Annotated in this window: 22 protein-coding genes and 1 other annotated feature; of the genes, 7 read left to right on the forward strand and 15 right to left on the reverse strand. The window is 44.1% G+C overall.

What is annotated here, in order from left to right; genetic code table 11:
* Positions 1 to 148: 148 nt before the first annotated feature.
* The 3 genes from recJ to xerD all read right to left on the reverse strand — a co-directional run bounded on the left by recJ (position 149) and on the right by xerD (position 3684).
* Positions 149 to 1885, reverse strand: a complete 1737-nt coding sequence (gene recJ / locus K08M4_RS12335; protein WP_086050048.1) for a single-stranded-DNA-specific exonuclease RecJ — start codon at positions 1883 to 1885, stop codon at positions 149 to 151.
* A 78-nt stretch (positions 1886 to 1963) separates the two neighbouring features.
* Positions 1964 to 2743: a thioredoxin fold domain-containing protein gene (locus K08M4_RS12340; protein ID WP_086050049.1), complete on the reverse strand. Its 780-nt coding sequence runs from the start codon at positions 2741 to 2743 to the stop codon at positions 1964 to 1966.
* A gap of 26 nt (positions 2744 to 2769) precedes the next feature.
* Positions 2770 to 3684, reverse strand: coding sequence for a site-specific tyrosine recombinase XerD (gene xerD, locus K08M4_RS12345; protein WP_065105633.1), 915 nt, complete (start codon positions 3682 to 3684; stop codon positions 2770 to 2772).
* A 150-nt stretch (positions 3685 to 3834) separates the two neighbouring features.
* On the opposite strand from xerD, the gene fldB reads away from it, so the two are divergent.
* Positions 3835 to 4356 (forward strand): flavodoxin FldB, encoded by a 522-nt coding sequence (fldB, locus tag K08M4_RS12350; protein ID WP_004735008.1) that lies wholly within the window; start codon positions 3835 to 3837, stop codon positions 4354 to 4356.
* Between the two features lie 159 nt (positions 4357 to 4515).
* On the opposite strand, the gene brnQ is transcribed toward fldB, so the two are convergent.
* Entirely contained in the window at positions 4516 to 5829 is a 1314-nt protein-coding gene (gene brnQ, locus K08M4_RS12355) for a branched-chain amino acid transport system II carrier protein (RefSeq protein WP_086050050.1), read from the reverse strand.
* A 313-nt stretch (positions 5830 to 6142) separates the two neighbouring features.
* On the opposite strand from brnQ, the gene K08M4_RS12360 reads away from it, so the two are divergent.
* On the forward strand, positions 6143 to 6871 hold the full coding sequence (locus K08M4_RS12360; protein ID WP_086050051.1) for a tRNA1(Val) (adenine(37)-N6)-methyltransferase: 729 nt from the start codon (positions 6143 to 6145) through the stop codon (positions 6869 to 6871).
* A gap of 107 nt (positions 6872 to 6978) precedes the next feature.
* The gene (gene srmB, locus K08M4_RS12365; RefSeq protein ID WP_054542689.1) at positions 6979 to 8244 is read left to right on the forward strand and encodes an ATP-dependent RNA helicase SrmB; all 1266 of its coding nucleotides are present in this window, start codon (positions 6979 to 6981) and stop codon (positions 8242 to 8244) included.
* A gap of 178 nt (positions 8245 to 8422) precedes the next feature.
* On the opposite strand, the gene yaaA is transcribed toward srmB, so the two are convergent.
* Entirely contained in the window at positions 8423 to 9199 is a 777-nt protein-coding gene (gene yaaA / locus K08M4_RS12370) for a peroxide stress protein YaaA (protein ID WP_086050052.1), read from the reverse strand.
* Between the two features lie 243 nt (positions 9200 to 9442).
* A complete protein-coding gene (locus tag K08M4_RS12375; protein ID WP_086050435.1) occupies positions 9443 to 10870 on the reverse strand; it encodes an alanine/glycine:cation symporter family protein in 1428 nt (475 codons plus the stop codon).
* Between the two features lie 711 nt (positions 10871 to 11581).
* Here K08M4_RS12375 and K08M4_RS12380 point away from each other — a divergent pair.
* The gene (locus tag K08M4_RS12380) at positions 11582 to 11770 is read left to right on the forward strand and encodes a DUF3545 family protein (RefSeq protein ID WP_009848419.1); all 189 of its coding nucleotides are present in this window, start codon (positions 11582 to 11584) and stop codon (positions 11768 to 11770) included.
* A gap of 150 nt (positions 11771 to 11920) precedes the next feature.
* Here K08M4_RS12380 and K08M4_RS12385 read toward each other — a convergent pair whose 3' ends face one another.
* From K08M4_RS12385 to nfo, 3 genes are all read right to left on the reverse strand, one after another.
* Positions 11921 to 12472, reverse strand: coding sequence for a hemerythrin domain-containing protein (locus tag K08M4_RS12385; RefSeq protein ID WP_086050053.1), 552 nt, complete (start codon positions 12470 to 12472; stop codon positions 11921 to 11923).
* A gap of 86 nt (positions 12473 to 12558) precedes the next feature.
* A complete protein-coding gene (gene ung, locus K08M4_RS12390) occupies positions 12559 to 13239 on the reverse strand; it encodes a uracil-DNA glycosylase (protein ID WP_009848417.1) in 681 nt (226 codons plus the stop codon).
* A gap of 415 nt (positions 13240 to 13654) precedes the next feature.
* Positions 13655 to 14563: a deoxyribonuclease IV gene (nfo, locus tag K08M4_RS12395; RefSeq protein ID WP_086050054.1), complete on the reverse strand. Its 909-nt coding sequence runs from the start codon at positions 14561 to 14563 to the stop codon at positions 13655 to 13657.
* 326 nt (positions 14564 to 14889) lie between these two features.
* On the opposite strand from nfo, the gene grcA reads away from it, so the two are divergent.
* Positions 14890 to 15267 carry an autonomous glycyl radical cofactor GrcA gene (gene grcA / locus K08M4_RS12400; protein ID WP_009848415.1) on the forward strand — a complete coding sequence of 126 codons (378 nt, stop codon included), beginning with the start codon at positions 14890 to 14892 and terminating at the stop codon, positions 15265 to 15267.
* Between the two features lie 78 nt (positions 15268 to 15345).
* On the opposite strand, the gene thrC is transcribed toward grcA, so the two are convergent.
* The 3 genes from thrC to thrA are packed head-to-tail and all read right to left on the reverse strand — an operon-like array spanning position 15346 to position 20059.
* Positions 15346 to 16629: a threonine synthase gene (thrC, locus tag K08M4_RS12405; RefSeq protein ID WP_017098329.1), complete on the reverse strand. Its 1284-nt coding sequence runs from the start codon at positions 16627 to 16629 to the stop codon at positions 15346 to 15348.
* Entirely contained in the window at positions 16626 to 17582 is a 957-nt protein-coding gene (thrB, locus tag K08M4_RS12410; RefSeq protein ID WP_086050436.1) for a homoserine kinase, read from the reverse strand. The genes thrC and thrB overlap by 4 nt, the downstream gene beginning before the upstream one ends.
* Positions 17583 to 17599: 17 nt before the next feature.
* Complete coding sequence (gene thrA, locus K08M4_RS12415) at positions 17600 to 20059, reverse strand: bifunctional aspartate kinase/homoserine dehydrogenase I (protein WP_086050055.1); 2460 nt, start codon at positions 20057 to 20059, stop codon at positions 17600 to 17602.
* 29 nt (positions 20060 to 20088) lie between these two features.
* Positions 20089 to 20207 (reverse strand) — a sequence feature (Thr leader region).
* Between the two features lie 317 nt (positions 20208 to 20524).
* On the opposite strand from thrA, the gene K08M4_RS12420 reads away from it, so the two are divergent.
* The gene (locus tag K08M4_RS12420) at positions 20525 to 21001 is read left to right on the forward strand and encodes a ribonuclease regulator (protein WP_086050056.1); all 477 of its coding nucleotides are present in this window, start codon (positions 20525 to 20527) and stop codon (positions 20999 to 21001) included.
* A 29-nt stretch (positions 21002 to 21030) separates the two neighbouring features.
* Here the strand turns inward: K08M4_RS12420 and K08M4_RS12425 are convergent, their stop codons facing one another.
* Positions 21031 to 21516 (reverse strand): putative 4-hydroxy-4-methyl-2-oxoglutarate aldolase, encoded by a 486-nt coding sequence (locus K08M4_RS12425; protein WP_086050057.1) that lies wholly within the window; start codon positions 21514 to 21516, stop codon positions 21031 to 21033.
* A gap of 576 nt (positions 21517 to 22092) precedes the next feature.
* Here K08M4_RS12425 and arcA point away from each other — a divergent pair.
* The gene (gene arcA, locus K08M4_RS12435) at positions 22093 to 22809 is read left to right on the forward strand and encodes a two-component system response regulator ArcA (RefSeq protein ID WP_004741534.1); all 717 of its coding nucleotides are present in this window, start codon (positions 22093 to 22095) and stop codon (positions 22807 to 22809) included.
* 204 nt (positions 22810 to 23013) lie between these two features.
* Here arcA and K08M4_RS12440 read toward each other — a convergent pair whose 3' ends face one another.
* Together K08M4_RS12440 and arcB are read right to left on the reverse strand one after the other, a co-directional pair.
* Positions 23014 to 23457: a hypothetical protein gene (locus tag K08M4_RS12440; protein WP_012603236.1), complete on the reverse strand. Its 444-nt coding sequence runs from the start codon at positions 23455 to 23457 to the stop codon at positions 23014 to 23016.
* 7 nt (positions 23458 to 23464) lie between these two features.
* Positions 23465 to 25852, reverse strand: coding sequence for an aerobic respiration two-component sensor histidine kinase ArcB (gene arcB, locus K08M4_RS12445; RefSeq protein WP_086050058.1), 2388 nt, complete (start codon positions 25850 to 25852; stop codon positions 23465 to 23467).
* Positions 25853 to 25881 lie beyond the last annotated feature (29 nt).

Below are 25881 nucleotides of genomic sequence, written 5' to 3' on the forward strand. Positions count from 1 at the left end.
AGATTCAACAACTTAATGGAATATAAAATTGACAGACAGAAAAAACACGTGAAATTTGTAAGGGAAAGAAAGAAAACAAGCCCTGTTTTTGAACAGAGCTTGTTGAATTTGGGGCTAAATGATGAACATCATTCAGTGAACGATAACGCTATTTGGCTTCAATATGGTCAACCATCAACTGCAACGATTGGTTGCCACGAAACTCGTTGATATCCAGCTTAAATGCAAGATGAACCGTTTTCACGGACGCATCTGGCCAGCGACGTAAATCAACATTGAAAGCAATACCATCAATCATCACGTTGGTTGGGTGGCCTTTGTATAGAGGTTCTAGCATCAATTTAAGGTGTTTTTCACCTACCAGTTTTTGATGCAGCACTTTAAATTCACCATCAAAGATGGGTTCTGGGAAAGCTTGGCCCCACGGACCACCTGAACGCAACGTCTCAGCGGTATGCATTGAGAACTCTTCAGGTAACAGCTCACCATCAGACAAGATAATGCCCTTAAGTGCCGTCTCACCGAGTTCTTTACGCACAACGTCATCAAACATCTTGCTGAATCGCTCGAAATCTTTTTCCATAATGGTCAAACCGGCCGCCATCGCATGGCCACCAAACTTCAAGATCAAACCAGGGTTTTGAGTGTCGATTCGGTCAAGCGCATCGCGCATATGCAAACCCGGAATCGAGCGGCATGAACCTTTGATACTGCCTTCACCACCATCAGCAAACGCGATCACTGGGCGGTGGTATTTGTCTTTGATACGCGAAGCCAAAATGCCAATCACACCTTGGTGCCAATCACGTTGGAACAGTGCTAAACCGGAAGGCAGATCGTCTTTACCAAACTCAAGGCGCTCACAAAAAGCCATCGCCTCTTGTTTCATGCCCTCTTCAATCTCTTTACGTGTCTGGTTCAAGCCATCTAACTCGCTGGCCATTCGACGCGCGGCGTGAATGTTATTGCTCATCAACAACTCAACACCAAACGACATATCATCCAATCGGCCTGCCGCATTGATACGTGGGCCAAGAGCAAAACCAAAATCAGAAGCGACCAAACGCTTAGCGTCTCGCTTAGCAATTTCAATCAAGGCCTGAATACCCGGGCGAGCTTTACCCGCACGAATGCGTTGTAGCCCTTGGTGGACCAAGATTCGGTTATTTTCATCGAGTGGTACCACATCGGCAACAGTACCCAGTGCCACTAGATCAATCAGTTCCATCAACTTGGGTTCTGTCATGCCGTGTTGAGCAAACCAGCCCAACTTGCGCATATGAACACACAACGCCATCATCAGGTAAAAGGCGACACCCACACCGGCTAGCGCTTTTGAAGGAAATGCGCAGCTTTCTAGGTTGGGATTGACCATTGCATCTGCAATCGGTAATTCAGAACCAGGCAAGTGATGATCAGTAACCAGTACATCAAGGCCTTTCTCTTTAGCAAAGCGAACACCGTCAATTGAAGATACACCGTTGTCGACTGTCATGATCACTTCAGCACCAAGTTCGATCGCCTGCTCGACAACCTCAGGGCTCAAGCCATAACCATCTTCAAAACGGTTGGGTACCAGATAATCAACATTAGAGCTGCCCAACATTCGCAGAGCAAGCACAGACAACGCGGAGCTTGTCGCGCCATCGGCATCAAAGTCACCAACAATGATGATGCGTTTTTGCTGCTGAATGGCTTTGAACAACAGTTCAACCGCAGCATCAATGCCGCCCAGTTTTTGATAAGAGTGCAAACCTTTCGCAGCTGTCTCTAGCTGGTCAGCACTGTCGATTCCGCGACTCACATAAATGCGCTTTAACAAGTCAGGTAAGTGAGCAGGTAAGACTGAAGTGTCGACCTCAAGACGGCGTTGGATCTCTATCATATAAAAATGGGCCTGATATCAATCAGGCCACTCCTTAAATCAAAAACAGGGGGATGAATGGGTAATAAAAAATGCAAATTACTGCTCTAAACGCTGAATAAGTTGCGCTGGAGGTAAGTAACCACTTACCAACTCACCACTTGCTAGTACGATAGCAGGTGTACCATTGATGCCAAGCTCACGACCGAGTTGGTATTGTTTAGCGATGATCTGCTTCTGCTCTGCTAGGTCTTTACCAGACGCTGGCATTTGACGATTGACTTTAGCATCATGCATGGCTGTTTTTGGATCATCAGACGCCCAGATTGCTGCCATTTGATCGGCAACTTGTCCAGTTGCGCCTTGGCGTGGGTAAGCCATGTAACGAACAGTAATACCCAAGTCGTTATAGCCCTGCATTTGACTGTGTAAACGAACACAGTAACCACACGTAATGTCAGTAAATACCGTCACAACGTACTTTTCGTTCTCGGCTTTATATTCGATAACCGTATCCGACAATGCCGCGACCTTTTCGGCATTCAGCGGAGCTTGACGCTCGGCCAACACATCGCTGAACTTACCATTGTCATCCAACGAGTAAAGAGTGCCCGCTAGAAAGTGATCGCCCTCTGGAGAAGAGAAGATAATGCCGCTGTTGGTTTGAACTTCTAAAAGACCATCGATATCTGAAGGAACAATCTTCTCTACCTTAATACCGATTTTTTCAAAGCGCTTCGTTAACGCGGCTTTATCAACAGCTTGCGCTGAAGCAGCTTCTACGGCTGTTGATGTTTGTTCTACTTTCGCTTCTGATGCATTACATGCAGTAATCATGAGAGGAAGCGCTAATAGAGGAAGACGGCGTAATACGCTCATTAAGTTCACCTTAAAAATAAATGGATTTAAGCACGTGGGTGATGCTGAGCGTGAATTTGCTTCAGCCTTTCAGTCGCCACGTGAGTATAAATTTGGGTTGTCGATAAGTCACTATGCCCAAGCAACATCTGTACGACCCTGAGATCTGCGCCATAGTTCAGTAAATGCGTTGCAAAAGCATGCCTTAATACGTGTGGCGACAATAATTCCGTGTCGATACCCGCTATCACCGAATAATGCTTAATACGATACCAGAACGTCTGACGGGTCATTTGCTTAGCTCGTTTACTCGGAAAAACCACATCCGAACTATTATCACCCAACAATTGTGGACGTCCTTGCTCGATAAATGTCTCTATCCAATCCACCGCATTTTCGCCCATTGGCACCAAGCGTTCTTTGCCACCCTTACCGATCACACGCACCACACCTTGTCTTAGGCTGATGTTTTCCATGGTCAAGCTAACGAGTTCCGTAACACGCAAACCGGTTGCATAGAGTAACTCAAGCATCGCTTTATCGCGAAGCTCAATGGGGTCGTTTGGATCTGGCGCTTCAAGCAACGAATCCACTTGTTCTTCACTTAAATCTTTCGGTAAGCGCTTCGGTAGTTTCGGGCTAATCAATAGCGCACTAGGATCGTCGGCTCTTACTTTCTCGCGATGTAAATATTGGAACAAACGACGAATGGCAGACAACATACGAGCACGAGAAGTCTGTTTGAAATCGGCGTCAGCTAACCAACCTTGATAGTCTTGCAACCCTGACAGGCTAATAAAATCGAGGCGATAATTGTGCTTTTCCATCCACGTCAGTAGTTTGGATAAATCCGTACGATAAGAGACGAGTGTATTCTCTGATAACCCTCGCTCCATCCACATAGCATCTAAAAACTGTTCTACTAGACCGTGGTCTGCGCTCTGCCCTTGAGGCGACTGCATAGTGTTACTCACAATATTGGAAACTGTTTTGAGAGTATGTCAGAGCAAATATGAATGCCATAAAAATTACGACTTGAGCGGATAATCGCTGCAATCGAAGGCGATTTATGGTTAGAATTCGCCATCTGAAATTAAAATCGAACGTTTGCTATGAAAATTGGATTATTTTACGGCTCAACCACCTGCTACACAGAAATGGCAGCAGAAAAAATTCGCGGCATTATTGGTGAAGACTTAGTTGATATCCATAACGTGAAAGAAACCCCTCTTTCTTTTATGGCGGACTACGACCTTTTACTACTTGGCATCTCTACGTGGGATTTCGGTGAGATTCAAGAAGACTGGAATGAACTGTGGGAAGACATTGCAACCACACCAATGAAAGGCAAGGTTGTGGCACTGTTTGGTCTAGGCGATCAAGAAGGTTACGGTGAGTGGTTCTTAGATGCGATGGGTCTATTGCATGATGAACTGAAAACCGCAGGCGCTGAGTTTGTCGGCTTCTGGCCAAACGATGACAGCTACGAATTCGAAGCATCTAAAGCACTAACAGAAGACAAGTCTCAGTTTGTTGGTTTGGCTCTGGATGAAGACTCACAATACGAACTCAGCGACGAACGTATCGCAACTTGGGTTGAACAAGTACTCGTCGAGTACAGCGAAAAGCTATAAGTTCTGCTTCCTTAGAGTTCAGAATTAAGAGCTAAGAGCTTCAGGCAGAAAGAACATCATCGATTAGATACAAAAAGGCCTCATTACTGCGAAGTAATGAGGCCTTTTCTATTCAACTTTATATTGAATACGGACTAACGATTTAATCTCAACAGAAGATTAAACGGTCTCTTCAGCCATCTCTTGTTCTGTTGCTTTACCAACGAAGAACATACAGATGATTGCGGCAGTCGTTGGAAGTAACCAACCCATACCGATTTCGAACAATGGCAGCATGTTCATTGCAGATACATCCATACCTGCAACTTTAGCACCATCAATAAGAGCAAACAGCAGTGACACTAATACCACTACGCGGTAAGCCGCTTTTGGATTAGGGAAACGGCTACGCAAGAATGTTAGTGCTACCAACGCGATTGCTACTGGGTAAAGTGCAAACAGTACTGGAACAGACAGAGAAATCAGCTGAGAAAGGCCTACGTTCGCTACGGTTGCACAAGCTACACCGTTGATGATTACCCAGGTCTTGTAAGACAGAGGAGTTAACGAACTGAAGTAATCAGAACATGCTGATACAAGGCCAATCGCCGTCGTTAGACATGCTAGCAATACGATAACTGAAAGTACTAGCTGACCTGATGGGCCAAATAGTGATTGAACGTATAGGCTTAAGATAGCACCGCCATTATCTGCACCCGCTGCAACTGTCGCGCTTGTTGCGCCCAGGAAGAACAGAGAGATATAAACAAACGCTAGACCCGCTGCGGCAATACAACCCGCACTGATTAGGTACTTAGTTGTTGCTGCGCGGTCAGTCACGCCTTTACTGCGAATCGCGTCAACAATCAGCATGCCAAACATCAAAGCAGCAAAAGTATCCATGGTGTTGTAGCCTTCAAGGAAACCTTTAGTCAATGGCTGAGTGATGTACTCACCGTGAGCCGCAAGGACATCACCTTGTGGGTTAATGAACACAGCAACTGCCAGTACAACCAAACCAACGAATAGTGCAGGCGTAAGTACCTTACCAATCACGTCAATAAGCTTACCTTGCGACCATGAGAAGAACATCGCTACAACAAAAAATGCAATCGAAAAGAGAGTTAGATGAACTTGAGTCGCATCAATGAAGAACGGCTTCACCGCCATCTCATAAGCAACAAGACCGGTACGCGGTGCAGCAAATGCAGGACCAATGATGATGAAGATCAACACAGCCATGATGGTAGCAGCTTGCTTTGGAAGATCTTTCGTTAGGTGACCCCAAGAGCCACCAGCCACTGCAACCGCTACGATAGTGATTAACGGCAGACCAACGGCGGTCAGCAGGAAACCAGACATCGCTGGAAGAAAGTGATCACCAGCCAATTGGCCAGCAAGAGGTGGGAAGATGATGTTACCCGCACCTAAGAAAAACGCAAAAAGCATAAAGCCCAATGCCATTATATCTGTTAGTTTTAGACTCTGTTTCACAGATAATCCTTAATTATATTTATGAATTTATGTTGTGTTTACATGAATGTTACAGCTCAAGGCTGCCAATCAATCTTTAAAATAGTCGCGCATAATGACGAAACACTCGGCTAGCTGCAAGTCACCATAAAAAAACACCATATAAATTTGCATATATAAACAAAAAGCAGTGAATTAAACTAGATATAAGCAGATGAGCATAATTATCAACTAACAATTATTAACAACAATAGATGAACAATTAGCATATTAATTTACACAAACAGTTAACATTAGAGCTAATCACTTAAAAATCTTGATAATCAGAACATTCATGAAAGACAAAACAATAAAGACTAAAAGCTTCAATTTTAAGAAGTTCTCTATTTACGGAGGACAGAGCGGCATGCCGGTTAGCACCGATGGCGTGTTACTTGGCGCTTGGGCGAACCTTACTCATAAAGAAGCCATACTCGATATTGGCACTGGCACTGGGCTAATAGCCTTAATGGCTGCACAACGTTTTGAAGACACCTTTATCTCAGCTATCGATATTGATCAGCACGCGATCCATGCGGCGACCATCAATATTGAACAGTCGCCTTGGCGAGATCGTATCTCTCTTCATCATGGCAGCGTGTTAACCACCGATTTCTCGCAACGATTTGATGCAATAATTTGTAATCCGCCCTACTTCAACTCTGGAGAGCAGGCACAGCAAAGCCAAAGAGCGACCGCGAGACACACCAACAGCTTGGATCACCTTGAGCTTGCTCAGCGTTGTTTCGAGATAACGACTGATGCCGCCACAGCCAGTTTTATCCTGCCGACAACCGAGGGAGAGGGCTTCATCAAACTTGCCGAGCAATGTGGTTGGTACCTAGCAAAACGCCTTGATGTGAAAACAACCGACAAAAAACCGACAAGCCGACTTTTGTTTGAACTATCTAAAGATCCTGCTTGTGAGCGAGATCTTCAGTGTGAATCGCTTACAATCCATGGTGATGGCGGTTATAGCGAGGCATTTATTGCCCTTACTAAAGATTTTTATCTCAAGATGTAGCAAATACCATGTGATCCTAATCACTAATGCTTCTATAATGTCCGACTACTCTTTTTTATCGTCTGCTTTTTGAGGCAGAAACATTTATTGCTTGTGGAGAAACAACAGTGATCAGAACCTTTGCAGAACTCGATCTAAACCAAGAGCTGCTTAAAGCAATTGACGAAATGGGCTACGAACGCCCAACACAGATACAAGCTGAAGCAATCCCGCAAGCGTTAGATGGAAGAGACGTTTTGGCTTCTGCGCCAACAGGTACTGGTAAAACAGCATCATTTGTATTGCCAGCACTGCAATACCTACTGGATTTCCCACGTAAGAAATCTGGCCCTGCACGTATGCTTATCCTAACGCCAACGCGTGAACTAGCAATGCAGATCACCGAACAAGCACGTGAGCTTGCTAAATACACCAGCCTGAACATCTTTACGATCACGGGCGGTGTGATGTACCAAGAGCACGCTGACATCTTAAGTACAACCCAAGATATCGTGGTGGCAACTCCGGGTCGTCTGATGGAATACATTGAAGGCGAGCGTTTCGATTGTCGTGCGATTGAGTGGTTGGTTCTCGATGAAGCAGACCGCATGCTAGACATGGGCTTTGGTCCTGTTGTTGACCGTCTGTCTGCAGAGTGTCGCTGGCGTAAACAAACTTTACTTTTCTCAGCAACGCTAGAAGGTAAAGGTATTGAAGGTTTCACTGAAGACCTTCTGAAAAACCCAGCAGAGATCGATGCTAAATCATCACTGCGTGAACGTAAGAAGATCACTCAATGGTATCACCGCGCCGATTCAGCTAAGCACAAGCTTGATATCCTAAAACATATCATCACAGAGCAAGCAGAACGCAGCATCATCTTCTTGAAGACTCGTGACCGCCTAGGTGAGCTACGAGCTCAACTAGAAAGTGCACAGATTCCGTGTGTTTGGATCCAAGGTGAAATGCCTCAAGATCGTCGTAACAACGCAATTTCTCGTTTCCGCGATGGTTCTATCAACGTACTGCTGGCAACTGACGTCGCAGCTCGTGGTATCGACCTTCCAGATGTAAGCCACGTTATTAACTACGACATGCCACGTACAGCGGATGTCTACCTACACCGTATCGGCCGTACGGCTCGTGCAGGTAAGAAAGGTAACGCGGTTTCTATCATTGAAGCACACGATCAGCTAATGATTGAACGTGTGGCTCGTTACACTGAAGATGCGATCAAAGAACGCTTCATCGAAGGTATGCGCCCAACGCATAAGAAAGCCGCGGTAACGAAGAAGAAAAAACCGAAGAAAGAAGATAAGAAAGCGGTCGCGAAGCAAAAAATTGCTAAGAAAAAGAAAATCGCTAAGAAAAAGAAAGCCGTTAAGAACAAGTAATCTAACCGCCTTTCAATGATTCAACAAAAAGCCCCATACAGTTATATCTGCATGGGGCTTTTCTTTGTCTGGTTTATTATTGCCTGGCTTGTTATCAGGCTAAATAACTAGGCCTCTAATTTCAAACTCAAACCGAGAGTAACTCATTAACCAAGAGTGACTAATTAACCAAGAGCTACTAGTTTTGCTCTTCACGCTTGAAGACTAACTCTTTCGCGTTCGACTCTTCTTCAACGAAGTAGTAACCCGCGGTATCAAACTTGGTCAGCGCTTCAACTGAATCGATTTTGTTCTCAATGATGTAGCGAGCCATCATGCCACGTGCTTTCTTGGCGTAAAAGCTGATCACCTTGTACTGGCCATTCTTGCAGTCTTTAAAAACTGGCGTGATGATTTGACCGTCAAGGCTCTTCGGCTTCACCGCTTTAAAGTATTCGTTCGATGCTAGGTTGATCAACACATTATCGCCTTGAGCATTCAACGCTTCATTCAGCTTATCTGTGATGATATTACCCCAGAACTGGTACAAGTTAGTACCACGATCATTGGCTAAGCGTGTGCCCATCTCTAGGCGGTAAGGCTGCATCAAATCTAATGGCTTCAATAACCCATATAGACCAGAAAGCATACGCAGGTGATTCTGTGCGTAGTCGAAATCATCGTCCGACAGTGTTTCCGCATCTAGACCTGTGTATACATCGCCTTTAAACGCCAAAATAGCTTGGCGAGCATTCTCTTGGGTAAAGGTCTCGCTCCACTGCTCAAAGCGCGCTACGTTCAACCCAGCAATCTTATCGCTTACCTTCATCAGTGCTGATACATCAGCAGGTGTCAGCTTACGACACACTTCAATAAGCTCTGCAGAGTGCTCAACAAACTCTGGCTGGCTGAAGCGCTCAGTCGCTAATGGTGATTCGTAATCTAATGTCTTGGCTGGAGAAACGACAACTAACATAACTTTACCCTAATCGGTTATCTAACTGGATGCAGCTAGAGTATAGAAAAAACATCAACTTGTCTTTATGACTCTTCCTATTACTTTGATAGACAGATCTAGCTGTAAGTCGCTTACAAAGAAGAATCTCTTACAAAGAAAAATCGATAATAAAGAAAATATCGCAGGCAAAGAAAAAGGCTAAGGTCGAAACCTTAGCCTTTCTAATGATTTTAGGATGAGTGATGAATCACTCCAACAAGATTACTTCTTGTTGTTAACCCAAATACCATCTTCCAATTGAGCCTTAAGCTCAGGGAAATCATCCGCATCGAACGTGGGTACTTTACCCGCGTCTAATTGACGGTTGTAGTCTTTCGCTAGCTTAATCACGATGCCCGATAGCAAGATGATCGCTACCAAGTTCACAATCGCCATTAGACCCATCGATACGTCAGCCAGTGCCCATACCGTTGGTAATGTCGCAAGAGAACCAAACATAACCATACCCAGTACAACGATACGGAACAGGACTAGGCCCTTCTTGTTGTTGTGCTCTAGGAAGATAAGGTTCGTTTCCGCGTACGAGTAGTTTGCAATGATTGAAGTGAAAGCGAAGAAGAAAATCGCTACCGCTACAAAGATACCACCCCATTCGCCAACTTGTGCGGTTAGTGCACGTTGCGTTAGTTCGATACCCGTTACTTCACCGTGTGGTACATACTCACCAGACATCAGGATGATTGCTACTGTTGCTGAACAGATAACAATTGTGTCCATGAATACGCCTAGCATTTGCACGTAACCTTGTGATGCTGGGTGCGGTGGGTAAGGCGTAGCAGAAGCTGCTGCGTTTGGCGCAGAACCCATACCCGCTTCGTTCGAGAACAAACCACGTTTGATACCGTTAATCATCGCTTGTGCGATTGCGTAACCTAAGCCACCCGCTGCTGCTTCTTGCAGACCGAATGCACTCTTGAAGATAAGAGCCAGAACTTCAGGCACTTTTTCGATGTTCGCGAACATAACGTACATAGCGATAGCTAGGTAAGCCAATGCCATGATTGGAACAATGATTTCTGCAGTACGCGCAATCTTACGGATACCACCGAAGATAACGAATGCAGAGATGATTACAATACCCACACCAACGTAGCTACGCTCGAAGTCGAATGCCGTATTCATTGCAGTTGCAATCGCGTTCGCTTGAACGGCGTTAAATACAAGACCGAATGCGATGATCAGGAAGATAGAGAATAGAACCCCCATCCAACGCATACCTAGGCCTTTCTCCATGTAGTATGCAGGACCGCCGCGGTAGTTACCGTCGTTATCACGCGTTTTGTATAGCTGTGCCAGTGTGCTTTCTGCAAACGATGTTGCCATACCTAGCATGGCAATTAACCACATCCAGAAGATAGCGCCAGGGCCACCAGCGGTTAGTGCCACTGCAACACCAGCCATGTTACCCGTACCGACACGTGCTGCTAGACTAGTACAAAGTGCTTGGAAAGAGGAGATACCTGCACTGTCTGCTTTACGGCTGTTTCTAAGAACAGAGAACATGTGGCCGAAATGGCGGAATTGAATGAAACCTAGTCGTACAGTGAAGTAGATACCCACACCAACAAGTAAGTAAACTAATATAGATCCCCAAAGGAGATCGTTCATCAAATTGATTAAGTCTGTCACGTGAACCTCGTAATTGAGTTTAAGCACCGATCATGCTTCCTAGCCTTCCTCTAGATCACCTATGCCAGTGTCAATAGTTGTGTCGGCATTAGATTTATATTTATTTGCTGCGATCTAGATTGTAAATGTCGCTTCATGCATCCATTTTACGTATCAGTGTATTTTTTGACGGGCGGATAATGCAGCGAGACGGCCTAAAAATCAATATGCATATCAATTTATATTAAAATGACATTTCACCAATAATACACTTTTAGTTAACACAACTTTCAACAATAGCGCCTAATAAAAGTCACATTGTCGGGACATAATATCAACAAAAACCAAGGCATCACAAAAACAAAAACACCATCCCATAAAAGTGACGTCAGCCTAGGTTTTACAAGGTATAGTGAAGATTTGTGTTTTTTTCTAGGGTAATGAGATCCTTATACTACATGGCACAATGCGCACTCAAATGCACTGTAGTCAAAATGCTATCCCATTTGCACAATGAATTAACATTCAATCCCCCCTAATTTAATCGTTTACTTAAGTTTGTTTGCTTGTTTTTTGTACACAAGAATCCACGCAATGTGTGAGCATGCATAATAAAACAGAACAAAACCTTCATACATTTGAAACAAATGAGAAACAAATCAAGGTTATTGTGAACCTAAATATGATATTTAATGGTTCGTAAGAACGAGTCCCACGGAAGGAGATATGCTTATGGATAGCTTTCAATTCGATGAATTATCAGAACTAGAAATGCCTCGTACCACTCAAAAAACACGCTCTAAACCACTCAAACGTAAATGGCGTGAGATTGAGGCAATCAATGATCGTAGACAGCTTGAGAAAGAGCTTAGAGAGATGAACCTAGGTCTCGATTTTAGCCTTGACGATATAAAGCTTTAATCAGCACGACAAGAAATCAGATAGCAAAAAGCACCTATATAGGTGCTTTTTTATTTTATGAGGTATTTAATCCGCTCAAAGCGTCATTTGGGAACTAGCCATCTAATATAGAGAGCATCTAAAATAGTCACGCTTCAACATGACAACTGGCTAAGCGCACTCTTGTTCATTCTGTCGAACACGATCTGCGAGTTGACGGTACTCATCAGCAATTGTCTCTCCGAACACAGGATCGCCTTCCGGTTGAAGCCATTGAGACTCCACCTCTTGCCAATCTTTAACAGTGAACGACTCAACAATCATTGGTAACACATGCTTCTCTTCATATTCCATGTGCTTTCGTTGAGCTTTAACAAAAGCTTCAAGCTGATCAATAAACACTTGTTGAGGAACCACTGCATCTTGAAGGATCATATCGACCACACCTAAAAAGTCCGCCGTTTTCTCAGAAAGCAATTGATGTTCCAGTTCCAAGTCTTCAATCACTTGATCACTGCCATATTGCTTTAGGTAGTAACGATAAATAACATCTTCTTTCGGGTGATGCACCTTGTCTGAATGGTTCATCAGATAATGAACCACCTCTGCGATCAGGCTATAGTTTATTTCTCGCTCTTGTTTTAGAAACTCTAACTTATTGTTGAGTATCGCGAGCAAACGAGCCATATAGCCATGCTCTCGTCTTATCCTTTCAATCATCATAGTATTGCACTCCATTACACCCACTATTTATAAGTGTATATGAAGATGGCTATTTGTGGTTTGACCCTGCTCAGAAAACCATCAATCTACAGTGCCAGTGGTAATGTCCAATCGATAGGCTGTTGATTAATAGAAGAGAGTAGCTCGTTGGTCATCGAAAAATGCTGACAACCGAAGAAACCACGGCGTGCTGATAATGGTGATGGATGAGGTGCAACCAACACATGGTGCTTGTCTGCATCAATCGCTTGGCCTTTCTTCTGGGCGTGTGCGCCCCACAACAAGAAGATGATCGGTTCAGAGCGCTGATTGAGCTCTGCAATAATGGCATCGGTAAAGGTTTCCCAACCACACTTAGCATGTGAGTGTGCTTTTGCCTCTTCTACTGTCAGTACCGTATTCAACATTAACACCCCTTGAGATGCCCAAGTGTCGAGGTAGCCATGACTCGGGATCTCAAAGCCCTCTATATCTTGCGCAAGCTCTTTGTACATATTACGTAGAGAAGGAGGGATTTTTACACCTGGCAGTACAGAAAAAGCTAAGCCATGAGCTTGGTTAGCGCCGTGATAAGGATCTTGCCCTAGGATAACCACGCGTACGGACTCGAAAGGCGTCATATCGAAGGCACTGAACACCAGCTCTTGAGGAGGGTAGACGGTTTTCCCACTATTGCGTTGCTGTTCAACAAACGCGAGGACACTCTGAAAGTACTCTTTGTCACGTTCATCATTAATAATGGATTCCCAAGTCTTTGGTGCGCTCATCGTTTTACTTCCCAATCATCAAGGTTTCTAGCGGCTTTCGCCAGACAAAAAAATAGCTGTATCGGCTAACTGTCCTAAATAAGGCTCTAGTTATACCTCATACAGCTATCAATAAACATGATGTGTAGGGTTCACTTGTTGATGAATCATAATAATCAGTTCAAGTTGTGTTTATCTCGATTAACCACTTTTTTGCGGTGTACGATAATGGCCGTGACTATGCACGTGACGGTTTGGTGTCGGTAAACGACTGGCGACAGCTACAGTTGAAATTGAAGTTGAAGTTGAAGTTTGGGCTTGTGAATACATAAAGGCACCTCCTCTAAGACATCGTGAACTACATATTCACTTTAATACTATGAAAGAAAGGTGCCAATTTTTAGGAGTAGAAGGAAATTAATTATTCCCTCTATTATTACGCTTCTTCGCTCGCTAGCGTTGCTGAGCGATGAAACATCCTAAGTTGTTGAATTTCCTCTTTCCAGATAGTCGAATCAATGGTTTCTAAAATAAGAGGAATACCATTAAAGCGAGAATCCGAGGCTATATACTCAAAACAATCCCAGCCAATCTCGCCTTTACCTAAAGAATGGTGTCGATCGACTCGGCTCGCAAACTCAGCTTTTGAATCATTGATGTGCATTGCTCTTAGATAGTGCATGCCGACAATACGGTCAAACTCAGCAAAAGTATGCTCACACGCCGCTTTTGTTCGTAAGTCATAACCGGCTGTAAACGTATGGCAAGTGTCTAAACACACACCGACGCGTGACTTATCTTCTACTTGGTCGATGATCTCTGCTAGGTGCTCAAACTTCCAACCCAGGTTAGTCCCCTGCCCTGAGGTATTTTCAATCACAGCAATCACATCAGGCACCGCTTGATGTGCCAAGTTGATAGACTCAGCGATCTTGGTCAAACAGTCGCTTTCTGAGATTTTCTTCAAATGACTCCCAGGATGAAAATTCAAAAGCGTGAGTCCTAGTTGATTACAACGCTCCATTTCATCAATAAAAGCCGCACGTGATTTCTCTAACTTCTCTTCTTCTGGTGCTCCTAGGTTAATAAGGTAGGAATCATGAGGAAGAATGTGTTCAGCACTAAAGCCCAACATTTTACAATTGGCTTTAAAGGCACTGATGGTTTTGGCTTCTAACGGCTTTGCTGCCCACTGCCTTTGGTTTTTGGTAAACAGTGCGAACGCATTGGCGCCTATCTCACGAGCGCGCATTGGCGCCTGATCAACACCGCCCGCAGCAGACACATGCGCCCCAATAAACTTAATATTGGTTTCAGGTTTTGAAGATGAATTATTGTTTGTCATTAAATCACTTTACACTTTCAGGATGCTTAATAAATAAAGGGTCGTATCGCTTTCTGGTCAATAAAAACACAACAAATGTAGTAAATTTACAACAAATACGACTGTTAAATATTTTTTATACTTTAAAATATTTTGTAATTACTTTGTTTTCAAAGGTTTTATTGATTTAACTCAAAGTAATCACCTTGAAAAAATTGAGGTTTTTGGTTGTTTTTTGACTTAAATCAATATTAAACTACCACAAACTAGGTATATATTACTCAGCTCAATAAAATTCGAAAGTTAACACCATAATCAAACCACATAAAGTGGACTAGGAGATAGTTATGATCCAAGGTATTCAAATTACTAAAGCAGCAAACGACGACCTACTAAACTCAATCTGGCTACTAGACAGCGAGAAGAACGAAGCTCGTTGTGTTGTTGCTACATCTGGTTTTGAAGCAGACCAAGTTATCTCAGCAGCAGACCTAGGCGAGTACGAAAGCCGTGAAGTTGCTATCGAAGCAGCACCACGCATCGAAGGTGGTCAACACCTAAACGTTAACGTTCTTAAGCGTGAAACGCTAGAAGATGCCGTTGCTCACCCAGAGAACTACCCACAGCTAACTATCCGTGTATCGGGTTACGCTGTACGTTTCAACTCTCTAACGACTGAACAGCAACGTGACGTTATCGCACGTACGTTCACTGAGTCTCTATAATTTTTAGAGCTTGAATTAGAATACAAAAACGGCGCTCATTGAGCGCCGTTTTTATTTGCTCAACAATACCGATGTAGGTTACGGTTGAACTCGACGAAGCACTGCTTTTAGCGCTTCAAAATCGTTATCTAGATCTTCAGACAACAACTCCATCACCGCGTGTTTTGCTAGCGGACCAGGAAGTTCAATGTCAGTACCTAAGATGTCATCAACCACTTCTTTGAATTTCGCAGGGTGTGCCGTACATAAGAACAGGCCTGTCTCGTTCTCTTGCAGTTGCTCTTCCAATAGACGGTAAGCAATCGCACCATGAGGTTCACATAGGTAACCTTGAGCTTTTAGATCACGTACTGATTCAGCACTCTGCTCATCAGATACTTTACCTTTACCCAAAGTATCCAGTCCCCAACCTTTCAGTTGGCAAAGCTCTTCGATACGTGGCCAGTTGTTTGGTTGGCTCACATCCATCGCGTTCGATGTTGTCGCAACCGTTGGTTTTGGATCCCATTGACCTGTTTCTAGGTAACGAGGAACCGTGTCATTTTCGTTGGTAGCTGCAATGAAGCGTTTAACTGGTAAGCCTAGCGCTTTCGCTAATAGACCCGCAGTTAGGTTACCAAAGTTACCACTTGGTACAGAGATAACCAGATTTTCACGTTGCTCTTTGGTTAGCTGAGAAGCCGCCTCAAAGTAGTAACAGATCTGAGCCATCAAACGGCTGATGTTGATTGAGTTTGCTGAGTTCAAGCCAATCTCTTTGCGCAGTTCAGCGTCGTCAAACGCGTCTTTTACTAGTGCCTGACACGCATCAAAATCGCCATCAATCGCGACAGTGTGAATGTTCTTACCTAGCGTACAGAATAGCTTTTCTTGCAGTGGGCTGATCTTGCCTTTCGGGTATAGGATAACAACGTTGATGTTTTCCATACCGTAGAATGCGTGTGCAACCGCCGCGCCAGTATCACCCGATGTTGCCGTTAAGATAGTGATTTGACCGCCATCAGAAACCGCAGCCAAAGATTGAGCCATAAAACGGCCACCGAAATCTTTAAATGCTAACGTTGGACCGTGAAACAGTTCAAGTGCGTAAACACCGTCTTTCACTTGGTTGATCGGTGCTGGGAATTGGAATGCCGCATCCACTAGTTGATCAATCTGTTCTTTTGGTAACTCATCACCAATTAGAGCAGAAAGAATCTTTGAACTACGAGGGACAAAGTCCTCTGCAAGTAGTGCATCGATGTCATCGAACTTAGGCAGCTCTGATGGGAAAAATAGACCTTGATTACGACCTAGACCTTGACGAACGGCTTGGCCAAAAGAGACTTGCTCATCGTTTTCTTTGATGTTGTACAGCTTCATAACTCACTTCCTGTAACGATCGAACCTTGTTTATCTAAGCGACAAACGTGGACGAATCCTTCTTCATTTTGTACGTAGTTTTGTTCTAACCAGCGTGCAACACGCTCGGCGACATCTTGTTCTTTGCAAATGCTAAATAGCGTAGGGCCACTACCAGAAATTCCAGTAGCTAATGCTCCTGCTGACGTTGCATATTTGCGTGCATCAGCAAACCCTGGAAGCAGTTTCTCACGATATGGTTCAGCAATCACGTCTTTGATCATCTTAGCGGCTAGCTCTGGCTTACCAGAGTGACAAGCATGAATAAAGCCCGCTAAATGACGACCATGGGCAATCACGTCTTGACGGCGATACTGAGAAGGCAAGATCTCTCGCGCTTCGGCCGTCGAAACTTTGATGCCCGGGTAAGCCATTACCCAGTACCAGTCATCAAAACATGGCACTTCTTGACTAATGATACCTAGCTCTTCCAGCATTAATTGCACACCACCAAGGTAACAGGGGGCAACGTTATCGTAATGTATGCCACCTGAAATCTTACCTTCCATTTCCCCCATAAGAGCAAGCAGTTCAGTTTCATTCAACGGTTGGCCATGAAAACGGTTCAAGGCATCAAGTGCTGCGACAATTGAACATGCACTTGATCCTAAACCGGAACCGATAGGCATGTTCTTCTCTAGCGTCATCTCAAGAGACTTAACTGAGATACCTTTCTTGTCTAACTCGCGAGAGAACACAACCCAGCAGTCATAGACAATATTTTCTTTGGTTTCAGTTGGCAGCTTAGAAACAAAGCTGCCTGCTGTTTTTAGCGAGAATGGTTCATCACCGGCTTTAACCATTACTCGGTCACCAAGCAATGTGCCATCCACTGGAGACACAGCGGCCCCCAGCACATCAAACCCTACACTGACATTGCCGATTGATGCAGGAGCATAAACGACAACATCCATATCACTTGAACTCATTCCTAAACTCCTAATTTCCAACCAAGAGTACGCATCACATCAGAGAATACGCCTGCTGCTGTAACTTCAGTACCTGCACCGTAGCCACGTAGAACGAGTGGGATTGGCTGGTAGTAACGGCTATAGAATGCCAGAGCGTTCTCGCCATCTTTAATCTTAAACATTGGGTCATCGCCATCAACAGCTGCGATACGAACCTTACATTTACCTTCAGCGATCTCACCCACATAACGAAGTACTTTGCCTTCTTCTGCTGCGATGGCTGACTGCTCTTTGAAGTATGCATCCGCTTCTGGCAAGCGAGCCATGAACTCGTCAACCGTACCTGAATCATCAAAACCCGGTGGCAATGCTTGGTCAACTTCAACATCTTCAAGCTCAAGTGCCATACCCGCTTCACGAGCAAGAATAAGCAGTTTACGCGCCACATCCATACCAGACAGATCATCACGAGGATCCGGTTCAGTGAAGCCGTTATCTTTAGCAATGTTGGTTGCTTGGCTGAGTGTCATACCCTCATCAAGCTTACCGAAGATGTAAGACAGTGAACCAGAAAGAATGCCGTTGAACTTCTCAAGCTCATCACCTGCAGAGATTAGGTTCTGTAAGTTTTCGATTACCGGTAGACCTGCGCCTACTGTTGTCTCGTACATCAACTTACGACGAGAGTTACGCGCCACTTCACGAAGCTGATGGTAGTAAGCCATGCTTGCTGTGTTGGCTTTTTTGTTTGGTGTTACCACGTGGAAACCAGCCGCTAGGAAATCAGCGTATTGCCCGGCAATACCTTCGCTAGACGTACAATCAACCAACACAGGGTTGATGATGTGGTTACGTTGAACAAGTGCCGCTAAACGCGCTAGGCTGAATTCTTCAGTCGCACTCGACATACGGTCACGCCACTGCTCTAGCGGTAGACCCTCGCTGTCTAGCAGCAAGCCTTTGCTGTTTGCTAAACCACATACGCGAATAACGATGCCTTTTTCAGCCAGTTTGCCTTGTTGACGTTGGATCTGGTCAACAAGCTCGCCACCAACACCGCCAACACCGACAACGAAGACGTCAAGGAAGTGCTTAGAATTGAATAGGTTTTCGTGACACGCTTTGATTGCTTCTGAGATTTTATCTTCCGGGATAACCGCAGAGATAGCGCGCTCTGAAGAGCCTTGAGCAATAGCAACGATGTTAACGTTCACTTCAGCTAAAGAAGAGAAGAACTGAGAAGCAACGCCACGTGATGTACGCATACCGTCACCCACCAGCGTCACAATCGCAACATCATCCATGAACTCAACGGGCTCTAATAGGCCATCTTTAAGTTCGAGTTCAAACGCATCTGATAACACTTGCTTCGCTTTCACTTTGTCAGCCGATTCAATACAGAAGCTGATGCTGTACTCAGAAGAAGATTGAGTAATAAGGACAATAGAAACGCCTGCAGAAGACATCGCGCCGAATACACGACTCGCCATGCCTACCATGCCCTTCATACCTGGGCCTGATACGTTAACCATCGTTAGGTCACTTAGCGTAGTGATACCTTTGATCGCTAGGTTATCTTCGCCAGTGTCTTGGCCAATCAAAGTGCCTGCACCCTGTGGGTTGAAGCTGTTTTTGATCAGACATGGAATATGGAATTGTGCGATAGGTGCGATTGTTTTCGGGTGTAGAACTGAAGCACCGAAGTAAGATAGCTCCATCGCTTCTTGGTAGCTAAGTGATTTAAGAAGACGGGCATCATCCACTAAGCGTGGGTCACAGTTGTAAACACCATCGACGTCAGTCCAAATCTCACAGCAATCAGCACGTAGACATGCCGCTAGAACTGCAGCTGAGTAGTCAGAGCCGTTACGGCCAAGCGTTACTAGCTCGCCTTTTTCATTACCAGCAGTAAAGCCCGGCATGATATTTACGTGACCTTTAGGAAGCGGTGATTGGCGGAAGTTCTGAGTTGAAACATCCACATCCACCATAGCTTCAAGATGATCACCTTGAGCATAAAGGTATTCCACAGGGTCAATCAGGCTTGCTGGTTGGCCTTTCGCTTCCAGCACCGCTTTCATTAGCTGGATTGAAACTCGCTCACCTTTACTAATGATACGAGCATTTACGTGATTCGGGCACATGCCCAGTAGGTTAATACCATTCACGAACTGCTTAAGTTGAGCAAGAGAGGTATCGACTTGCTCTTGAAACGCAGAGCCATCTACTGACGGCAATACCGCTTGAATCTCTGCAAACAATGCTGCGAATGATGATTCGATCTCGGTGATCTGTACGTCTGCTTCACCATTTTTTAGTGCTGCTTCAATAACAGCAACCAGCTTATTGGTTGTTTTTCCTGGAGCCGATAGTACAACGGCTAGCTCTTCTTGCTGGGCATTATTAGCGATGATATCTGCTGCTCGTAAAAAACGATCTGCATCAGCTAATGATGAACCTCCAAACTTTAAAACGCGCATCCCTTTCTCCATAAGTCATAAAAATGGTACAAAAAAAGGCCTGTATCTTGTTGGATACAGGCCTTTTTTTTAAAATCCGTTACTTAGCAGCCTGCCCCAACAATGTGAATGTCGGTAATAATAATGGTGGTGGTCATTACTAGGTGGCTTACGTGCTGCATATCAAATTCTCTGCTTGTGCTTTACTCTACGTGTATCAATTTTTACTACTACACGTCAATGAAAAGTTGCGTTTTTTTTACATTCACACCATTTTTCAGAGCAAACCTTCATTTAAGAGATAAAACACCCTGCATCAACCTGCCATTCAGAGACTGGATTAACTCATCAAACAAACAGAAGTAATCAGTTGCATATATAGTCATAACAAAATGCTCTATCGATAGTACAGCGAACATACAAGTCCTGTGCTTTAATTGAACAATAACGTTCGAAAAACAATAATAATGACATCAGGAGTGGGAAATGAAGAGATTACTTATTCTTTTAGTCTTTGCTATGCCTGTCGTTTGTTCAGCGAACAGTTTACCGCTACTGAGCAGTTTGCCTTTGCTCCCCAGTCAAATCGATAGCTCTGCCCATAAGTTTTTTATCTCCACGCAAAGTACATCGAGTGAAAGCTTTGATACGTGGACAGTAGACAGTGGTTATTCTTATAGCTTGTTTTCTGATGTGGATCTTTATGTCGGTACACGAATCAACACTGCTGCACTGAGATATGAGAGTGGATTCTTGAGTGGTGTTAGTTATCAGTTTTCCGAAAAAGTCTCTTTCAACAGCTCTCTACACACCTATAACAATGAAACAGAAGACAGCGATAAATCGGTAGCCGCAGAGCTTTCCAGCCGCGTGCAGCTAACCGACAATCTAGATATGCATGCCACCCTTGATTATGAAGAGTGGCAACAAGGTGTTGAGGTAGGATTAGGGTTTCGCTTCTAATCTATCCCACTTCTTTATTGATGAGCCCGTTAAGATTCAATCAACAATTCCGTTGAAATTAACACACCATTCCAATCGGCATAAATGTAATCACCGGGCTGAATCAGTTGATTGTGTATAGAGAGCGTCACATTCACTTGCCCAACACCGTGCTTCTCGGTTTTAAATGGAGAGGTTCCGAGAGCTTGAATACCAAGATCCATCTGCGCCATCATCGCAACATCACGCACCGCACCATTCACAATGACGCCTTCCCAACCATTTTCGATGGCTAGAATAGCCAATTGGTCGCCAAGTAACGCTTTTTGACACGAGCCATTACCGTCTACAACGAGTACTTTGCCGCAGCCATCGGTCTCTAAAACCTCACGAACCTTGGAATTATCGTGATAACAACGAACTGTTACAATTTTTCCCCAGAACGCACCACGCTGGCCGAAGTTCTGTAATGGCATATTCAGTAGCGTGACTTTGCTTTCAAACTCATCACATAAGTCAGGTGTTATATCGTGCATATATCCTCCGTGAGTAAGGCAAACCTATTAAGTCAGGTGAGCCTCTATGCTTTTATATATTATTAAAATTAATCCTTTGTTTTCATTGTTCTATGCCCAATTTAATACGAAATAAAAGTTGATTGAGCATATTTATCTACTAGACTCTAAGGATAGCTTTCAGCTTCCTTGGTTCATAGTCCGGTCTTTAGTAAGCAAGATGTGCGAAACATCTCGAATAATCATTCTTATTTTGGTGCTAAATAGTCACCATAACATTGGTTAAGTTGTAGCCATACTATTAAAGTTTGTTGCGATACGGCAATTGATGTAAATCAACAAAGTGAATGGAATTAACATTCTCGCGTTGTTAGCATGCTGTTAACATTATAGAATCCTCTTAAATCACTAAAAGAATGATTGAAAGGCGTACTGGATCTACGTTATTGGGCAATACTTCAAGGAAGGCAGATAGCTGGAAGTAAGTGTTTTTTTGAAAACTTTAAGTTATCATCAAAAATACATTACCTGTATGTTATGTTTTGCCTAGAATTTATTCTATTAGCACAGTTTCGTCACAAATTTAGGTACCGCCAAATGCAAACCCCGCAGATTCTTATCGTTGAAGATGAGCAAGTAACTCGTAACACTCTAAAGAGTATTTTTGAAGCAGAGGGATATGCTGTTTTTGAGGCTAGCGACGGTGAAGAGATGCACCAAGTGCTATCTGACAATCAAGTTAACCTTGTAATTATGGACATCAACCTTCCAGGTAAGAATGGCCTACTACTTGCGCGTGAACTGCGTGAGCAAGCAAATGTAGCGCTTATGTTCTTAACTGGTCGTGATAATGAAGTTGATAAGATCCTTGGCCTAGAGATCGGCGCAGATGACTACATCACTAAGCCTTTCAACCCTCGTGAACTGACTATTCGTGCACGTAACCTTCTTAACCGTTCAATGAGCACAAGCTCTGTTCAAGAAGAAAAGCGTAGCGTTGAGAAGTACGAGTTCAATGGTTGGGTACTAGATATCAACAGTCGTTCTCTGGTTAGCCCAGATGGCGAAGGCTACAAGCTACCTCGTTCAGAGTTCCGTGCTCTACTTCACTTCTGTGAGAACCCAGGTAAGATCCAAACACGTGCAGACCTTCTTAAGAAGATGACTGGCCGTGAGCTTAAGCCACACGATCGTACTGTAGACGTAACAATCCGTCGTATTCGTAAGCACTTTGAATCTGTTTCTGGTACGCCAGAAATCATCGCGACGATTCACGGTGAAGGCTACCGCTTTTGTGGTGACCTAGAAGACTAATTCGATTCGCGCTTCTGGCCGTTTAGTTCTTGCCGTCGATTAGCACTTCTAAACCGATAGCACTTCTAACCAGTTAGCACTTCTAACCAGTTAGTACTTATAAACAGTTAGTACTTCTAGCAATCGAAGCGTGATCAATCGTTATTAAAAAGGGAGAATGCCAACGCATTCTCCCTTTTTTATTGTTCATTGTTCGCTAAGGTTTTAGTAAACCGTATCTACCTTAACGTCTTTCTCGACTAACCACTTCACGGTTTCGCCATCTTTGAGTTCAATCGCAACATCAACAGGCTTATCACTGTCGATCTCTAACTGCCATACAAAAGCAACTTCCCACTGCGTTTCACTGTGTGTTCTTAAATCTAGATCGTCAGCTGTTACCAACAAGGTATCTGCACCCTGTTTAACCGTCACACTCTCAACCGCAAGTGTTGCTGGTAATTGTGAGTCAGATTCTAGGTAGATAGCACCATGTAGAGTCTTATCTTGAGCCTCCCCAATCGTAGGCATTTTGTTGTGCCACAGGTTGCTTTTCATTGTGACTGTCGCTGCAGATACTTCTACTTGATTGTCTTGCTGCCATTCAACTTGTGGTGCAGAACAACCCGCTAATGCCACAACGCATGCGGCGAATGCTAATTTTTTCATTATTCTTCTACCTTTGATTTAACCAACTCTTTAAGACTTCAATATCATTTTGGTATTCGTTATTTATTTCATCAACCCAATCTGAAATGTTCTCCCACCACGCAGGCATATCTGGAGATTGAGCTTTCTGAGCAACTTGCTGTATGCGTTTCAGGCCAATGGAACCTGCTGCACCTTTAATCTTGTGTGCCTCAGAAACGATACTGTCTTGATCTTTCGCAACCATATTGGAATTCAATATTTCCATATATTCCGGCATCATATTTTCAAACATCACGATGCTATCCAAAACAGGTTTCGACCCGACAATGTCAACATAAGACTCTAGCATATCAATATCAAGCAAAGTGGTATCAATCGTTGAAAGAGCCGGCTTACTCGCTGTTACTTTCTCAACACCTGCTACTTTTTCAACATCCTTCACTGTATCAATACCCTCGGCTTTCTCAATAATCTCTGGGGCATCCTCAATCAACTCGCTGATGACATCCTGAATTGCACGAACCGACAGTGGTTTACTGATCGCTTCATCCATGCCTTTCTGGAAATACTCTTGCTTATTGTTTAGTACATTCGCGGTTAATGCCACCAAAGGTGGCAATTGGCTATATTTCTCGCGGTAGTATTGGGCTATGTCGAAACCGGTCATATCTGGTAACTGGATATCCAGTAATACCAAGTCATAATCTTTCGGATTGAAAACGATTTGTGCCTCTTTACCCGTCATTACGACTGTCACTTCATGCCCTAGGCTTTCAAGTAAAGAACGAGCTACTGTGATATTAAGCTCAATGTCTTCGACCATGAAAATCTTAAGGTTGGACTGCTTTCTTGGCGTTTTGATCAAAGCCTGAGTATCGTGATTAACTGGAACTCGAATCGAAACCGTAAAGGTGCTACCAAAACCCTCTTCACTGGTGACTTCAATGTGACCATCCATCATATTGATAAGCTGTTGAGATACAGCAAGACCAATTCCGGTACCGACAGCGTGTAAATTGTCTGTTCCCGATTTCACCTGATAGTACATCGCGAAGATCTTCTCGATTTCACTTTCAGGGATACCAATCCCGGTATCTTCTACTTCCATCGTGATGTTGGCAAAATCGCCATCAATTTCAGCGCTGACCGTCATCACGACACCACCATCTTTGGTGAACTTCATCGCGTTGCTTACAAGATTCCACAATACCTGTCTAAGACGAGTACCATCCACCTCAACTGCAGATGGGAGATCGGACAATCTTTCTAGATCAAACCTCAACCCTTTCTGCTCTGCCATTAACGCAGAAATGCTTTCGATCTCAACAACGAAATCTTCAAAATTGATAGGGGTTGGGAATAGCTCAAGCTTACGGCGGTCGAACTTATCCATGTCGATAATATCGTTAAAGATATTACCCAATGTTACCGCGCTCACCTTGATGGTTTGCATCTGCTTACGCTGCTCGGTCGTCAGCTGGCTATCCAATAACATGCGGCTCAAGCCGATGATGCCATTGAGCGGTGTTCTTAGCTCGTGGCTAATGGTTGAGATAAAGGTGGTCTTATCGCGACTGGCTTTCTCTAGTGATTCTTGGTGCTCTTTACGCTCGGTAATATCACGACCAAAACCAACCAAGCCAAGGTGGCGACCATCTTTACTGTAGAAAGGGACTTTACGCAGTTCGAAGTAACTCTTACGTCCGTCAGGGTATTCTAGCCATTGATCATAGGTCAGCGCTTGGTTGTCAGCAAAGACTTTCTTATCTGTTTCAACAACTTGCTGGGCTACCTCTTTGCTGTAGACATCCCAAGGAGTCAAACCAACTAGCTCTTTTTCTGTTTTGCCCGTGAGTTCTTCAACCGCTCGGTTACAACCAGAAAACACCCCATCTTCATTACGATAATAAATGAGGTCAGGCGAGGCATCGATAAACGAACGCAACAGCGCCGTACGTTCTGCTAATTCAAGCTGAGTTCGCTCACGCTGAAACACTTCGTTCTCAAGATCATGCATTGCTTCTGCACGCGCTTCTTCTGCTTTTTCACGATCTTCAATTTCTTGATTGAGCTTTTCGATATTGAGTTGCAGTTTATTGTTGAGTTCTTGATCTCGCTCTCGCATGTCACCCAGCTTAGAGACCAATTTAGCCAACCTTTGGCGAGACTCTTCCAGTTGATCGACCACGACTGAGAGAAAATAGACCGCCCAAGGTGTGATCACTAAACCGAAGAAAACCGAACGGACAATGTCGATATCATCAACATTACCTTTGAGTGCGAGGGTGATACCGACTTGTACAACAACAGCAAGGGCAACAAGCGCTAGGGCGAGTAAGATAGAAAAGCGGACAATCCCCAATTTTACGAGCAGATCCACGTAATACTGGGCAAGATTTTTCATGGGTTTCATTTAGCGCTCCACGCGATAAGACTAGCAAC

Origin of the sequence: Vibrio syngnathi (genome assembly GCF_002119525.1) — a bacterium.
Lineage (GTDB): Bacteria > Pseudomonadota > Gammaproteobacteria > Enterobacterales > Vibrionaceae > Vibrio > Vibrio syngnathi.